The 13,793-nt window shown below is 65.4% G+C and carries 12 protein-coding genes and 1 tRNA gene; 5 read left to right on the plus strand and 8 right to left on the minus strand.

What is annotated here, in order from left to right; translation table 11 throughout:
- Window positions 1-32 precede the first annotated feature (32 nt).
- The gene (locus tag BLU17_RS05685) at window positions 33-737 is read left to right on the plus strand and encodes an aspartate/glutamate racemase family protein (RefSeq protein WP_091995623.1); all 705 of its coding nucleotides are present in this window, start codon (window positions 33-35) and stop codon (window positions 735-737) included.
- A 93-nt stretch (window positions 738-830) separates the two neighbouring features.
- Here BLU17_RS05685 and BLU17_RS05690 read toward each other — a convergent pair.
- Window positions 831-907: transfer RNA gene (locus BLU17_RS05690), tRNA-Met, on the minus strand.
- A gap of 139 nt (window positions 908-1,046) precedes the next feature.
- Window positions 1,047-1,589: a PadR family transcriptional regulator gene (locus tag BLU17_RS05695; RefSeq protein ID WP_091995625.1), complete on the minus strand. Its 543-nt coding sequence runs from the start codon at window positions 1,587-1,589 to the stop codon at window positions 1,047-1,049.
- A 215-nt stretch (window positions 1,590-1,804) separates the two neighbouring features.
- Here BLU17_RS05695 and BLU17_RS05700 point away from each other — a divergent pair, with 215 nt between their 5' ends.
- A complete protein-coding gene (locus tag BLU17_RS05700; RefSeq protein WP_091995628.1) occupies window positions 1,805-2,794 on the plus strand; it encodes an NAD(P)H-dependent flavin oxidoreductase in 990 nt (329 codons plus the stop codon).
- A 74-nt stretch (window positions 2,795-2,868) separates the two neighbouring features.
- On the opposite strand, the gene BLU17_RS05705 is transcribed toward BLU17_RS05700, so the two are convergent.
- The gene (locus BLU17_RS05705; RefSeq protein WP_091995630.1) at window positions 2,869-3,489 is read right to left on the minus strand and encodes a 2-hydroxychromene-2-carboxylate isomerase; all 621 of its coding nucleotides are present in this window, start codon (window positions 3,487-3,489) and stop codon (window positions 2,869-2,871) included.
- 180 nt (window positions 3,490-3,669) lie between these two features.
- Here BLU17_RS05705 and BLU17_RS05710 point away from each other — a divergent pair, with 180 nt between their 5' ends.
- Both BLU17_RS05710 and xth read left to right on the plus strand, forming a co-directional pair.
- Window positions 3,670-4,398 carry an SDR family oxidoreductase gene (locus tag BLU17_RS05710; protein WP_091995632.1) on the plus strand — a complete coding sequence of 243 codons (729 nt, stop codon included), beginning with the start codon at window positions 3,670-3,672 and terminating at the stop codon, window positions 4,396-4,398.
- Between the two features lie 123 nt (window positions 4,399-4,521).
- A complete protein-coding gene (gene xth / locus BLU17_RS05715; RefSeq protein ID WP_091995634.1) occupies window positions 4,522-5,307 on the plus strand; it encodes an exodeoxyribonuclease III in 786 nt (261 codons plus the stop codon).
- Window positions 5,308-5,314: 7 nt separating this feature from the next.
- Here the strand turns inward: xth and BLU17_RS05720 are convergent, their stop codons facing one another.
- From BLU17_RS05720 to glnA, 4 genes are all read right to left on the minus strand, one after another.
- Entirely contained in the window at window positions 5,315-7,408 is a 2,094-nt protein-coding gene (locus BLU17_RS05720; protein ID WP_091995636.1) for a prolyl oligopeptidase family serine peptidase, read from the minus strand.
- Between the two features lie 107 nt (window positions 7,409-7,515).
- Complete coding sequence (gene ntrC / locus BLU17_RS05725; RefSeq protein WP_091995638.1) at window positions 7,516-9,087, minus strand: nitrogen regulation protein NR(I); 1,572 nt, start codon at window positions 9,085-9,087, stop codon at window positions 7,516-7,518.
- Window positions 9,088-9,143: 56 nt separating this feature from the next.
- Entirely contained in the window at window positions 9,144-10,286 is a 1,143-nt protein-coding gene (glnL, locus tag BLU17_RS05730) for a nitrogen regulation protein NR(II) (RefSeq protein ID WP_091995640.1), read from the minus strand.
- A gap of 190 nt (window positions 10,287-10,476) precedes the next feature.
- Window positions 10,477-11,892, minus strand: coding sequence for a type I glutamate--ammonia ligase (gene glnA / locus BLU17_RS05735; protein ID WP_091995642.1), 1,416 nt, complete (start codon window positions 11,890-11,892; stop codon window positions 10,477-10,479).
- Window positions 11,893-12,362: 470 nt separating this feature from the next.
- Here glnA and BLU17_RS05740 point away from each other — a divergent pair, with 470 nt between their 5' ends.
- Window positions 12,363-12,827, plus strand: coding sequence for a rhodanese-like domain-containing protein (locus tag BLU17_RS05740; protein ID WP_091995644.1), 465 nt, complete (start codon window positions 12,363-12,365; stop codon window positions 12,825-12,827).
- Window positions 12,828-12,940: 113 nt separating this feature from the next.
- Here the strand turns inward: BLU17_RS05740 and BLU17_RS05745 are convergent, their stop codons facing one another.
- Window positions 12,941-13,768, minus strand: coding sequence for a competence/damage-inducible protein A (locus BLU17_RS05745; RefSeq protein ID WP_091995646.1), 828 nt, complete (start codon window positions 13,766-13,768; stop codon window positions 12,941-12,943).
- Window positions 13,769-13,793: the final 25 nt, after the last annotated feature.

Raw genomic sequence — 13,793 nt, forward strand, 5'->3', positions numbered from 1 at the left:
TTGACCGGCGCATGAGAGCGAGAGACAAATCGATGAAGACGATCGGCGTGATCGGAGGAATGAGCTGGGAATCGTCGGCGGAATATTACCGGCTACTGAACCGCCACGCGAAGGCGCGCCTCGGCGGACACCACAACGCACGCAGTCTGATGGTGACGGTGGACTTCGCGCAGGTCGAGGCGCTTCAGCGAGCGGGCGACTGGGACGCGCTCGGCTTGCAGATGGCCGAGGCCGCGCGGCAACTGGAGCGCGGCGGCGCCGATATCGTGCTGCTCGCGACGAACACGATGCATCGCGTGCGCGCGGCGATCCAGGCGGCGATCACGATCCCCTTCCTGCACATCGCGGATCCGACCGGCGAGGCGTTGCGCACCGCCGGCTTCACGCGTGCCGGCCTGCTCGGCACGCGCTACACGATGGAGCAGGACTTCTACGTGGGACGGCTGCGCGAAACGCACGGCATCGAAGCGATCGTGCCGAACGAACCTGATCGCGCGGACGTGCATCGCATCATCTACGACGAGCTGTGTCACGGCAACGTGGACGCGCACTCGCGGCGCGTCTATCAGCGCGTGATCGAAGACCTCGCCGCGCGCGGCGCGCAGGCAGTCATTCTTGGCTGCACGGAGATTACGCTGCTGATCGGCCAAAGCGATTCGACCCTGCCGGTGTTCGATACCACGGCGTTGCATGCGCAAGCTGCAGTCGATTGGGCGATCGATTGGGCGATCGGCTGATTCTATGGACGGGGAAAGCAAAAAGCCCGTAAGACTTGCGTCTTACGGGCTTCGAAATCCTGCTGACCGGACGTTAAAGCAATCCAAAAGGATTGGTTGCGGGGGTAGGATTTGAACCTACGACCTTCGGGTTATGAGCCCGACGAGCTGCCAGACTGCTCCACCCCGCGTCCGTCAGAGAAAAGAAGTATAAGGCTTCGAAGCCATCCCGTCAAACATCTTTTTCATACAGATGAAACATCACGCGTTCGAATACCGTCGCCGCGCCGGCTGGCATCCGCCAAATCAGTTCGTACACCCTGGCAAATTTCAGCGCGCAGCGGCTTCGTCGAGCAGAGGCGTCACCTCTTCTGCCCACGCGAGCCACATCTCCTGTGTGCGAATCCCCGCCTTGAGGATCGCGTACTGCAACTGCTGCCCGCGCGTGAGCGACGCCGCGCCGAAGTCGCGCTGCTCGATCGCCCGATAAGTCGCAAGCCGCGCGCGACCGTCGTCGATAAGCTTCACCAGTTCCTCCGCCAGGCCAAGCGGCCCGATCACGGCGTCGGCGCGCAGCTTGAGCAGGAAGACGTTGCGCGAGTCGGGGCCGACGGCCGTCTCGCGTGCCCAGCGCGCAACCTCGTTCCGCCCGACCGGCAACACGCAATACACCTTCTTGCGCGTCGCGGCGGCCGTCTCGTCCTCTACGACCGAGACCCAGCCCGCCTCGACCATACGGCCAAGCTCGCGGTAAATCTGCTGATGGGTGGCATGCCAGAAATAGCCGATCGCGCGGTCGAAGCGGCGCGCGAGGTCGTAGCCCGACGAAGGCTTTTCCAGCAAGGCGATAAGAATGGCGTGCGGCGTCGACATGCGGCGATTCTAAACCACGCCTCTCACGTCACCGGTGCTGTTGCGGATCGAATTTCGCCACTATGCAACTGATTGCATAGTGGCGACGGCTTTGCTATGTTTAGTCCTGCCAGCCGGCGCGTGGCGTCAACCCACCGCGCACCGGCACAACACATGCCAGTAAAAACAACGCCGTGGCGGCCGTCGCCGCCTCGTGCCCAGTCAAGGAGATATGGATGTCCCTGCCCGCCGTGCTGCGCCGCGGCCTGTCGATTCCGGTCGTCGGCTCGCCGCTCTTCATCATTTCGAATCCCGATCTCGTGATCGCCCAGTGCAAGGCGGGCGTGGTGGGCTCGTTCCCCGCGCTCAATGCACGGCCGGAACCCGTGCTCGGCGAATGGCTGGACCGCATCACCACCGAACTCGCCGAGTACAACGCGAAGCACCCCGACTCGCCCGCGGCACCGTTTGCCGTGAACCAGATCGTGCACAAGTCGAATGACCGTCTCGAACACGACCTCGGCGTGTGCGCCGAATACAAGGTGCCGATCGTCATTACTTCACTCGGCGCGCGCGAAGAGGTGAACCATGCAATCCACGCCTGGGGCGGCATCGTGCTGCACGACGTGATCAACAACCGGTTCGCGAAAAAAGCCATCGAGAAAGGCGCCGACGGCCTGATCGCCGTCGCCGCCGGCGCGGGCGGCCATGCCGGCACGCTCTCGCCGTTCGCGCTCATCCACGAGATTCGCGAATGGTTCGACGGTCCGCTGCTGCTCTCGGGTGCGATCGGCAATGGCAACGCGATCCTCGCGGCGCAGGCGGCAGGCGCGGATCTCGCGTATATCGGCTCGGCGTTCATCGCCACGCACGAGGCGAACGCCGTCGACGCGTACAAGCAGATGATCGTCGAGGGCAGCGCGGGCGACATCGTCTATTCGAATCTCTTCACGGGCGTGCACGGCAACTATCTGCGCCAGAGCATCGTCGCGAGCGGTCTCGATCCGGACGCGCTGCCGCAATCCGATCCGTCGACGATGAATTTCGGCTCGACGCGCGCGAAGCCGTGGAAGGACATCTGGGGTTCCGGCCAGGGCATCGGCGCGGTGAAAAGCGTCGTGCCCGCGGCGGAACTGATCGCGCGTCTGAAGCGCGAATACGAGGCGGCGCGCGCACGTCTGGGCGTCATCGCCGCGCCGCAGGCCGAGGAACAGGCGGCGATCTGACCGGCGGGCGCCAGGCGGGAGCGGCCATGCAGCGCCCGCTTTTGCGCCATATGCGGATCATCGGGATCGACGGCTCACGCGTGCGACTTCACGCGTGCGATTGCTTCCTCGACGTCGCGCAACTGGTCTTTGCCGAAGTACATTTCGTCGCCCACGAAAAAAGTCGGCGAGCCAAATGCGCCGCGCTCGAACGCCGACTGCGTGTTCGCGAGCAGCGCGGCTTTTACGCCGGCATCCCGAATCGCCGTTTCGAACGCGGTGGCGTCGAGGCCATCCGCTTCGAGCGCCGCGCCGATCACGGCGGGATCGTCCATCTTGAGGCCCTCTTCCCACATGTGCGCGAACATGCGGTCCACGTAGCGCTCGAAAGTGCCGTCGCGCTGCGCAGCCATCGCGCCGCGCATGATTTGCAGCGTGTTCACGGGAAAGTGCGGGTTGTGGCGATAAGCGGCGAGCCCGTGCCGCTCGATGAAGCGCCGCATCTCCAGCTGCATGAACTTCTGCTTGTTCGCGATGCCCGCGTACGCCTCCGCCGGCGAGCGATTGCCGCTCAGCTTGAAGAGACCGCCCAGCAGCACCGGCACGTAGTCGAAGCGCACCTGCTGCCGCGCCTCGATGCCGCCAATCACCTTGTGACTCAGGTAAGCATTGGGACTGCCGAAGTCGAACAGGAACTCAACCTTCACGTCTGCCATCGTCTCTCCTCCATGCGGATATGGCCGTCGTCACGATCCACATCGCAGAACGCGTTGCCCGTTCGTCCCGGCGGCGACGTCCTAAGATACCCGAAAGCGGGTGCCGTTATCGATTGCGCCTCGCGAATACCGCCAGGACACATTGATGGCCGGAGCCATTCCGGCAAGGAGACAAGCACCATGACGCAAAAGAAAGCCGTGCTCGTGATCGGCGCCGGCGACGCCACCGGCGGCGCCATTGCGCGCCGCTTCGCGCGCGAGGGCTACATCGCGTGCGTGACGCGCCGCCATGCCGACAAGCTCGCGCCGCTCGTCGCGCAGATCGAAGCCGAAGGCGGCATCGCCCATGCGTTCGGCTCGGATGCGCGCAAGGAGGAGGACATGATGGCGCTTTTCGCCGATATCGAAGCGCGTATCGCGCCCATCGAGGTGGCGATCTTCAACATCGGCGCGAACGTGCGCTTCGGGATCACCGAAACCACGGCGCGCGTTTATCACAAGGTGTGGGAAATGGCCTGCTTCGCCGGCTTTCTGATGGGGCGCGAAGCCGCCAAGGCCATGTTGCCGCGCGAACGCGGCTCGATCTTCTTCACGGGCGCGACCGCAAGCGTGCGCGGACGCGCCGGCTTTGCCGCGTTCGCGGGCGCGAAGCATGCGCTGCGGGCGCTCGCGCAGTCGATGGCGCGCGAACTCGGACCACAGGGCATCCACGTCGCGCAGATCATCGTCGACGGCGCGATCGATACCGAGTTCATCCGCGAGAATTTTCCCGAGCGCTACAAGCTCAAGGAACGCGACGGCATCCTCGACCCCGCGCACATCGCCGACGCCTACTGGACGCTGCACCAGCAGCCGCGCGACGCATGGACGCACGAACTCGATCTGCGGCCATGGATCGAGGAATGGTGACGCGGCTGCCGCCCGCCGCGCGAAGCAGGCGATAATGGCGCGTCGCGCGCGTCGCCCGGACGGTGTGCGCTTTGCCGCATTCCGCCGCAACGCATCGCGCGCAGCCACTCTATCGAGCCTCTCATGAAAATCGCCACCTGGAACGTCAACTCCCTCAAGGTCCGTCTGCAGCACGTCATCGACTGGCTCAACGAGAGCAAGACCGACGTGCTCTGCCTTCAGGAGCTGAAGCTCACCGACGACAAATTCCCGCGCGCCGATCTCGAAGCGCATGGCTACCGCAGCTGGTTCGCTGGCCAGAAGACCTATAACGGCGTGGGCATTCTCGTGCGCGACGGCCTTTTCGTCGACGAAGCCACGGTCGTGCGCAACATTCCCGGCTTCGAGGACCCGCAGCAGCGCGTGATCGCCGCGACCGTGGGCGACGTGCGCCTCGTGAGCGCGTACTTCCCCAACGGCCAGGCGCCGGGCACCGAGAAGTTCGCGTACAAGCTGCAATGGCTCGACGCCATGCACGACTGGCTCGCGCAGGAAATGCAGCGCTACCCGAAGCTCGCGCTGCTCGGCGACTACAACATCGCGCCCGAAGACCGCGACGTGCACGACCCGAAGGCCTGGGAAGGCCAGAACCTCGTCTCGCCCGAGGAACGCGCGCAGTTCCGCCGCCTCATCGAACTGGGTTTCGTCGATGCATTCCGCCAGTTCGAGCAGCCCGAAAAGACCTTTACGTGGTGGGACTATCGCATGTTCGCGTTTCGCCGCAACGCGGGCCTGCGTATCGACCATATCCTGCTTTCGCCCGCGCTCGCGCAGCACCTCACTTCGTGCGAAGTGGACAAGGTGCCGCGCAAGTGGGAACAGCCGTCCGACCACACGCCGGTGGTCGCCGGCCTCGATGTGGGCGACTGAGCGCGCCTTACCAGTTCCCCGCGAGCGTGGTCCACAGGAAGCGATAAACGAGCGCGTCGTATTGCGCGCGCTCGAGCGAATCGCTGCCGGGACCATGCCCGCCCTCGGTGTTCTCCAGATACCAGACGTTCGCGTGCCCCTGCTGCTGCATGCGCGCGACCATTTTGCGCGCGTGCGAGGGATGCACGCGGTCGTCGCTCGTCGACGTCGTGAACAGCGAGGGCGGATACGCAACGTCCGGCTTCACGCGATGGTAAGGCGAGTACGCGGCGAGTGCGCGTGCTTCTTCGGTATCCTCAGGATCGCCGTATTCGTCGATCCACGACGCGCCCGCATGCAACAGCGGATAGCGCTGCATGTCGAGCAGCGGCACTTCGCAGACCACCGCGCCGAATAGCTCGGGGCGCTGCACCATGCACGCGCCGACGAGCAGCCCGCCATTGCTGCCGCCCTTGATGCCAAGCTGCGCGGCGCTCGTATAGCCATCGGCGATCAACTGTTCGGCCACCGCGATGAAGTCGTCGAACGAGCGCTGCCGGTGCTCGCGCTGCGCCTTGACGTGCCATGCCGTGCCATACTCGCCGCCACCGCGAATGTGGGCGATCGCCACCACGCCGCCTTGCTCCAGCCAGCCGATGCCCGAGCCCACGAGATACTGCGGCGTGAGCGCAATGGCGAAACCGCCATAGCCCGTGAGCAGACACGCAGACGGCTTGCGCCCCTCGCCTTCGAGCACCGCCCTCGGCCCGACCACCGTGAACGGCACGCTGGTGCCATCGGCGGAGCGCGCGTGCGAACGGATCACCGTGAGCGGACCGGCGTCGAACTGCCTGGGCCAGCGGTCGAGCAACTCCCATTGCTGGAGATCGGTCCCGGCGAGATCGGCGAGCCAGTATTCGGGCGGCAGCAGATAGTCGTCCACGTCGACGAACACTTCGTCGTTGAGGGTGTCCTCGACAGGCGACACATCGACCTGCGAACTCGCGCGCGCGGGAAACAGGCGCGATTCCCAGCGCCACGCGCCGTCCGCGTGCCGCGGTTGCCACAGCATCGTGCGGCTCTGCACGTCGTCGAGCCACGAGACGATCAAGACGTTTTGCGTATTGGTCCAGTCGCATGCAGACGTGACGGGCGTGGGCGTAAACAGGGCCGTGAATGTGCGATCGCCCGCGAGGAAGGTGTCCTCGCGGATCGCGAGCAGCGCGCCGCCCTCGTACGTGGTACCCGAAATCGTCCAGTCGAGGCGCGGCTCCAGAAGCAGCCATCCGTGCCACGCACCCACCGCGACGTGCGCGGGCACGTCGTACGCTTTCCAGTCTCCGCGCTCATCGAGACGATACGTGTATGAATCGAAGAAGTCGACGCTGCGCACCACGTCGTGACGCTTCTCCACGGGATCGTAATCGCCTTCCACACTGATGTCGCCGAATTCGCCGCGAAACACCACGGGCGCATCGGCGAGCGCCGTCCCGCGCGTCCAGCGGCGCACCTCGCGCGGGTAGCCCGAGCGCGTGAGCATCTTCTTGCCGCTCTTGCCGCCCGCGTCCCATCCCACGTAGACCGTATCGCGATCGATCCATGAAATCGTATGCTTGCCTTCCTTCGAGATGGCGAAGCCATCGTCCACGAATGCGCGACGCACGATGTCGAATTCGCGCACGATGACGGCGTCGGCGCCGCCATCGGAAAGCTGGACCAGCGCGCGGTCGCCATCCGGGTAGAGGATGTCGATGCCCGCGCACACCCAGGGCACGCCCTCTTGCGCGCCGAGCGCGTCGAAGTCGATGAGCGTCTGCCACTGCGGTTTGTGCGCGCGCCAGTCGGCCCAAAGCGCGCGGCGCCACAGGCCCTTGGGGTTGTCTTCATCCTCCCAGAGATCGTAGGCCCATTCCTGCCAGCGACTCGGGATCACTGGCCGCTCGCGCGGCAAATAGGCTTGCGCAAGGCGCTTCTCGAGCGCTTCGAAGCGCGCGCCGCCCTGCCACGCAGCGCGCGTGCGCGCGTTCTGCGACTCGACCCACGCCATGGCGGCGGGGTCGTCGAGCGATTCGAGGGAAAGGAACGGATCGGCCTCGGCGGGCCAGGGGGAAGTCACGGGCATGATCGGTCGTCGACAGGAAAACAGCGTCGATTATGCCCTGCGCGCACGCCGGCGCACCGCGCATCGGGCCGGCTCGCGTGGCACGAGTCCCGCCCGATGCACAATGCTCATTCGAGATTGAGCTCCTGGATCTTGCGCGTAATGGTGTTGCGGCCTATGCCGAGACGCTCGGCCGCCTCGACCTTGCGTCCGCGCGTGAAGTCGAGCGCCTCGCGGATCACTGCGGCTTCGAAGCGGCGCGAGAGTTCGTCCATGACGTCCGCGCTGTTCTCGCGCAGCAGACGCGCGACTTCCGTGCGCAAACCGCTCTCCCACACGCTGAGCGGCGACACGACGGCGCCGTTGGCCGCGCCGAATCCAGGCGCGCCGAACACCGCACCGCCGATGGCGCCGGGCACGCCGCCCGCGCCGGCCACCGTGCTCGCCACCGGCGACACGCCCGCCGCGCCGACGGCCACCGCGCCCGCCGCCTCGGCGGCCACAACCGCGTCACCCGGCGCCGCGGCGAGGCCCGGCGCGCCGTGCGCGGGCATGAGGTCGGGCGGCAGATCCTTGATCTCGATGGTTTGCGCGGGCGCCATCACCGTGAGCCAGTTCGCGAGATTTTCGAGCTGACGAACGTTGCCCGGAAACGGCAGCGACGACATATACGCGAGGGCCTCGTCCGACACGCGCTTGGGCTCGACGCCCAGCTCGCGCGCGCTCTTCTGCAGAAAGTGGCGTGTGAGCAGCGGAATATCCTCGCTACGCTCGCGCAGCGCGGGCAGACGCAGACGGATCACGTTGAGCCGGTGATACAAGTCCTCGCGGAACAGCCCCTGACGCACGCGCGTTTCCAGGTTCTGGTGCGTCGCGGCGATCACGCGCACATTCGCGCGCAGCGGGTTGTGGCCGCCCACGCGGTAGAACTGCCCGTCCGAGAGCACGCGCAAGAGGCGCGTCTGCAGATCGAACGGCATGTCGCCGATTTCGTCGAGGAACAGCGTGCCGTTCTCGGCCTGCTCGAAGCGGCCCTGGCGCATGGCCTGCGCGCCCGTGAACGCACCGCGCTCGTGGCCGAACAGTTCGGATTCCAGAAGATCCTTCGGGATGGCCGCCGTATTGAGCGCGATGAACGGACCGTTCGCGCGTGGGCTATGCCGGTGCAAGGCGCGCGCGACAAGCTCCTTTCCGGTGCCCGACTCGCCCGTGATGAGCACGGTGGCCGCCGAGTGCGAGAGCCGCCCGATGGCGCGAAACATGTCCTGCATGGCTGGCGCCTGGCCGAGCATCTCGGGCGCCTCGGCGGGACGGTCGTCCCAGTGCTGTTCGCCGCGCATGCTTTCGTCCACGGCGCGGCGAATCAGCTCGACGGCTTTGTCGACGTCGAAGGGCTTGGCGAGATACTCGAACGCGCCGCCCTGAAATGCCGCTACCGCGCTATCGAGGTCCGAGAACGCCGTCATGATGATGACGGGCAAACCCGGCAGGCGCTCGCGCACGGTTTGCAGCAGCTCGAGGCCCGAGCCGCCCGGCATGCGGATGTCGGAGACGAGCACCTGCGGGCTGTCGTGATCGAGCGCGCTCGCGGCCTCGCGCACGTTCGAAAAACTGCGGGTGGCGAAGTTCTCCCGCGCGAGTGCCTTTTCGAGCACCCAGCGGATCGATTGGTCGTCGTCTACTATCCAGATCGGCTTCATAAGGTCGGTCAGAAGTCCTGGTGGCGTGCAAATCTACGGTCAGGTCCCGCTATCGTTCAGCAATCGAGCGGCAGCAGGATCTGGAATTCGGTATGGCCCGGCCGGCTGTCGACTTCGATGAGTCCGTCGTGTTGCTGGACGAACGTCTGCGCGAGCGTGAGGCCGAGACCGCTGCCATCCTCGCGTCCAGAGACGAGCGGATAGAAGATGCGGTCGCGGATGTCCTCGGGAATGCCGGGCCCGTTATCGGTGATATGCAAGTCCAATGCCAGCTTGCACAGGCGTTTTGAAATCGTGACCTTGCGCGCGATGCGCGTGCGCAACTCGATGCGCGCGTCGCCCTGAGAAATGCGCACGCGCAGCGCCTGCGCCGCGTTGCGCACGATATTCAGCAGTGCCTGGATCAGTTGCTCCTTGTCGCCGCGCAGATCGGGCACGCTCACGTCGTAGTCGCGCTCGATCGTGAGGCCGCGCGGAAACTCGGCGAGGATCACGGCGCGCACGCGCTCGCACACTTCGTGAATGTTCACGTCGCCGACGATGTGCGGATGCCGGTGCGGCTCGAGCAGCCGGTCCACGAGCGTCTGCAGGCGGTCCGACTCCTTGATGACCACCTGGGTGTACTCGCGCAGTTCGTCGCGCTGCAGCGTGCCGAGCTCGAATTCGAGCAGCTGCGCCGCGCCGCGAATGCCGCCGAGCGGGTTCTTGATCTCGTGAGCGAGATTGCGGATAAGGTGCTTGTTCACGGCGGTGAGGTCGTGAATGCGCTCCTCGCGGTCGCTGCGCAGGTGCCGCTCGTTCTCGAAGAGTTCGAGCAGCACGTAGTCGGGCGCGCTCTCGAGAAAGCCCACCACCACGTGCACGTTCAGCGGCTCGCGGCCCGGGCGTTCGAGCGAGGCGTCGAGCCGCGTCGCATGAAAACGATGCGCGGCGATCGACGCGATCGTCGAGAGCAACTCGTCAGCGTTCGAGAAGAGATCGGACCACGCCATCTGCGCGAGCTGACGGCGCGAGAGTTCGAGCATCGCCTCGGCCGAAGGATTCGCAAACGCGACGCGCAGCGTGCGCTTGTCGAGGACGAGCACGACTGTCGGCAGCGCCTCGAAGCCGGGCAGCAAGCCCGAATCGACGAGCGGCGCTTCGTCCGAGAGCGGATCCGCGTGGCCCTTTCTGGCCTTGATCAGATTCTTGAGCACCATGTTTCAGGCCGGCGGCCATGCGGCGCCGGCAACGGTCCTGGTCGTAAATCGTGGTCGTTCGTCGGCGAGCGGTTCAACGAAAAAGGGACGGCACCGCCGTCCCTTCGAGACCATTTCGCACATGCCCTGCGAGTCGGACGAACTGAACCGGCGCTTCGCTGAGTGGAGTCCAGCGAAGCGCCATCGCCATTTACAGCGAGTAGTACAGTTCGAACTCGACCGGGTGCGTGGTCATGCGCACGCGTTGCAGTTCGGCTTCCTTCAGCGCGAGGTACGCGTCGATCATGCCGTCGGTGAACACGCCACCGCGCGTGAGGAACTCGCGATCCTTGTCGAGCGCTTCCAGTGCCTGGTCGAGGCCCGCGCAAACGGTCGGAATCTTTGCATCCTCTTCCGGCGGCAGGTCGTACAGGTTCTTGTCCGCGGCTTCGCCCGGGTGGATCTTGTTCTGCACGCCGTCCAGACCCGCCATCATCAGGGCCGAGAAGCACAGGTACGGATTGGCCAGCGGATCCGGGAAGCGCGTTTCGATACGGCGGCCCTTCGGATTCGAGACGTGCGGAATACGGATCGACGCCGAACGGTTGCGGGCCGAGTAAGCGAGCTTGACCGGCGCTTCGAAGTGCGGCACCAGACGCTTGTACGAGTTCGTGCCCGGGTTCGTGATGGCGTTCAGCGCGCGCGCGTGCTTGATGATGCCGCCGATGTAGAACAGCGCGAACTCGGAGAGGCCGGCGTAGCCGTTGCCCGCGAACATGTTCTGGCCGTCCTTCCAGATCGACTGGTGAACGTGCATGCCCGAACCGTTGTCGCCGACGATCGGCTTCGGCATGAACGTCGCCGTCTTGCCGTACGTATGCGCGACGTTGTGGACGATGTACTTCAGTTGTTGCGTCCAGTCGGCGCGCTGAACCAGCGTCGAGAACTTCGTGCCGATTTCGTTCTGGCCCTGGCCCGCCACTTCGTGGTGGTGCACTTCGACCGGAATGCCGATCTGTTCGAGCAGCAGACACATTTCCGAGCGGATGTCCTGGAACGAGTCGACCGGCGCGACCGGGAAGTAGCCGCCCTTCACGCCCGGACGGTGACCCGTGTTGCCGCCCTCGATTTCGCGCGCCGACGACCACGGCGCTTCATCCGAGCCGATCTTCACGAACGAGCCCGACATGTCCGTGTTCCACTGGACCGAGTCGAAAATGAAGAATTCGGGTTCCGGGCCAAAGTAGGCGGTGTCGCCGAGGCCCGTGCTCTTCAGGTAAGCTTCGGCGCGCTTGGCGAGCGAGCGCGGGTCGCGCTCGTAGCCCTTGCCGTCGGCCGGCTCGACCACGTCGCAGGTCAGCACGAGCGTCGATTCTTCGTAGAACGGGTCGATGAAGGCCGTGTTGGGATCCGGCACGAGCAGCATGTCCGAGGCTTCGATGCCCTTCCAGCCGGCGATCGACGAACCGTCAAACGCATGGCCCGACTCGAACTTGTCTTCGTCGAATGCCGACAGCGGAACCGAGACGTGCTGCTCCTTGCCGCGCGTGTCCGTGAAGCGGAAGTCGACAAACTTGACGTCTTCGTCCCTGACGAGCTGCATGACGTCGGCCACGGATTTACTCATAACCTATTCTCCTGATTAACGATTTTGGCGAACGCTGCCGCCGTCCCAATCTTGCTGATCCTCGCCGGCCGCCTGGTTCCCAGGTCTGCGCTTCTCATCCCGGCAGCCGGCTGCGAATCGATCGCGACGTATAAAGCAGCTTTTGTGCCACGCATGCGCCAAGCTGGCGCAAAACCCTTTCGCGACGCGCACTTGCAGTGAAAAATCATGCGCAGCGCCCTGATGGAGCCGCTAACCCGCCGGCTCTTCGGCACCAATTCTGTGCAATCCCGAATTTGGCGCGCGAAATACAATCAATTATGGTGCATTACGCCAAATTTGCACCAACTTAATGCAACCGCTTTTGATGTCGCAAGCGTGCGCGTACGCTTGCGGAGCATCGCCGTTTCCCTGCCCGCTGCCGCCGCCCCGCCCGGTCCCCCCGCGCTAGAATAACTTTTTGGTCCACGCGTAACAGGAGATCCGTTGTCATGAGTACGCTCGAACAGTTGTACGCCCAAGCCGAGAAGCGCCGCGTCGAGAACCAGTTGCCCTACGCGGGCGCGGTATCGCCCGCGGAGGCATTCGAGCTCCTGCAACTCGATCCGCGCTCGCGCCTCGTCGATGTGCGCACACGCGCGGAACTCGACTGGGTCGGCCGTCCCGTGGTGGGCGACGGCCAGTACGCGCACGTCGAATGGACCCGCTATCCGGGCGGCGTGCCCAACCCCGAGTTCCTCGCCCAGCTCAAGAGCGCCGTGGACCCCGACGCGCCCGTGCTGTTCCTGTGCCGCAGCGCCGCGCGCTCCAAGCTCGCGGCCATCGAAGCCGCAAAAGCCGGCTTCACGCGCGCCTACGATCTGCTGGAAGGCTTCGAAGGCGACAAGGACAGCCAGGGCCATCGCAAGACCGTGACGGGCTGGTGCTTCCGCGGCCTGCCATGGATCGGCGCTTAAGACCGCGCCCGATCCAACCCAACGGGCCACTCTGAGCGGCGCGTGTGACACGCCGATGATGCGCCGCCGTGTTGCCACGCCGACCGTGAACCCGCGCGCGGCACGCTGCGGCGCTAGCGATCGGCCGAGGCCTCGTCCGGCGCCGCCGGCTCGACCACGTCGCCGCCCAGTTCGTGCACACCTTCACGCAGCTTCACGAAAGCGGCCGCCACGGCCTCCGGCTCCCCCTTCACCCCCAGATCGATGTGCCGGCGCGCGTAAATGCCGCCGCGTTCCGCGTCGCCCACGCTCGGCAGGCTGAACACGCGCACGCCCGGGAAGTCGCGCTCGATGCGCTCCATGAGCGGCGTAAGCGTCGATTCCGGCAGCTCGAACACGAGCAGCGACTTCTCCGCGTGCGGCGTCTGGTGATGCAGATGCGCGTACTTCGTATCGAGCACCCACTCGATCATCGGCCAGGCCATCACGGGGAAGCCGGGCACGAAGTGGTGGTCGTGAATCGAAAAACCCGGAATCTTGTTGTAGCCGTTCGGGATGATCTCGCAACCCTGCGGGAACGTGCCCATCTGCAAGCGGTGCAGGTTCTCGGGCGACTGGTAGTCCACGGGACCGGCGCCCGTGTGCATGTCGCGGATGCGCTCGCGGATCGCTGCCCCGGCGTCGGGGTGCAGCGCGAGCGGCACGCCCAGCGCGGCCGCCGCGCATTGCCGCGTATGGTCGTCCGGCGTCGCGCCGATGCCGCCCGTCGAGAACACGATATCGCCCGAAGCGAACGAGCGCCGCAGCGTCTCGGTAATGCGCGCGGGATCGTCGCCCACGTACTGGGCCCACTCGAGCGAGAGGCCCCGCGCGCCGAGCAATTCGATGACCTTCGGCAGATGCTTGTCGGAGCGGCGCCCCGAAAGAATCTCGTCGCCGATGATGATGACGCCAAATGCCATGTGTCGCCTCGTTGATTGGTCTTGC

The sequence above is a fragment of the Paraburkholderia lycopersici genome (assembly GCF_900096975.1).
Lineage (GTDB): Bacteria > Pseudomonadota > Gammaproteobacteria > Burkholderiales > Burkholderiaceae > Paraburkholderia > Paraburkholderia lycopersici.

Excerpts from the sequence above, each read along its gene's own strand:
- BLU17_RS05685 (WP_091995623.1), top strand. The coding sequence starts at position 33 with ATGAAGACGATCGGCGTGATCGGAGGAATGAGCTGGGAATCGTCGGCG.
- BLU17_RS05695 (WP_091995625.1), bottom strand. The coding sequence starts at position 1,589 with ATGTCGACGCCGCACGCCATTCTTATCGCCTTGCTGGAAAAGCCTTCG.
- BLU17_RS05700 (WP_091995628.1), top strand. The coding sequence starts at position 1,805 with ATGTCCCTGCCCGCCGTGCTGCGCCGCGGCCTGTCGATTCCGGTCGTC.
- BLU17_RS05705 (WP_091995630.1), bottom strand. The coding sequence starts at position 3,489 with ATGGCAGACGTGAAGGTTGAGTTCCTGTTCGACTTCGGCAGTCCCAAT.
- BLU17_RS05710 (WP_091995632.1), top strand. The coding sequence starts at position 3,670 with ATGACGCAAAAGAAAGCCGTGCTCGTGATCGGCGCCGGCGACGCCACC.
- xth (WP_091995634.1), top strand. The coding sequence starts at position 4,522 with ATGAAAATCGCCACCTGGAACGTCAACTCCCTCAAGGTCCGTCTGCAG.
- BLU17_RS05720 (WP_091995636.1), bottom strand. The coding sequence starts at position 7,408 with ATGCCCGTGACTTCCCCCTGGCCCGCCGAGGCCGATCCGTTCCTTTCC.
- ntrC (WP_091995638.1), bottom strand. The coding sequence starts at position 9,087 with ATGAAGCCGATCTGGATAGTAGACGACGACCAATCGATCCGCTGGGTG.
- glnL (WP_091995640.1), bottom strand. The coding sequence starts at position 10,286 with ATGGTGCTCAAGAATCTGATCAAGGCCAGAAAGGGCCACGCGGATCCG.
- glnA (WP_091995642.1), bottom strand. The coding sequence starts at position 11,892 with ATGAGTAAATCCGTGGCCGACGTCATGCAGCTCGTCAGGGACGAAGAC.
- BLU17_RS05740 (WP_091995644.1), top strand. The coding sequence starts at position 12,363 with ATGAGTACGCTCGAACAGTTGTACGCCCAAGCCGAGAAGCGCCGCGTC.
- BLU17_RS05745 (WP_091995646.1), bottom strand. The coding sequence starts at position 13,768 with ATGGCATTTGGCGTCATCATCATCGGCGACGAGATTCTTTCGGGGCGC.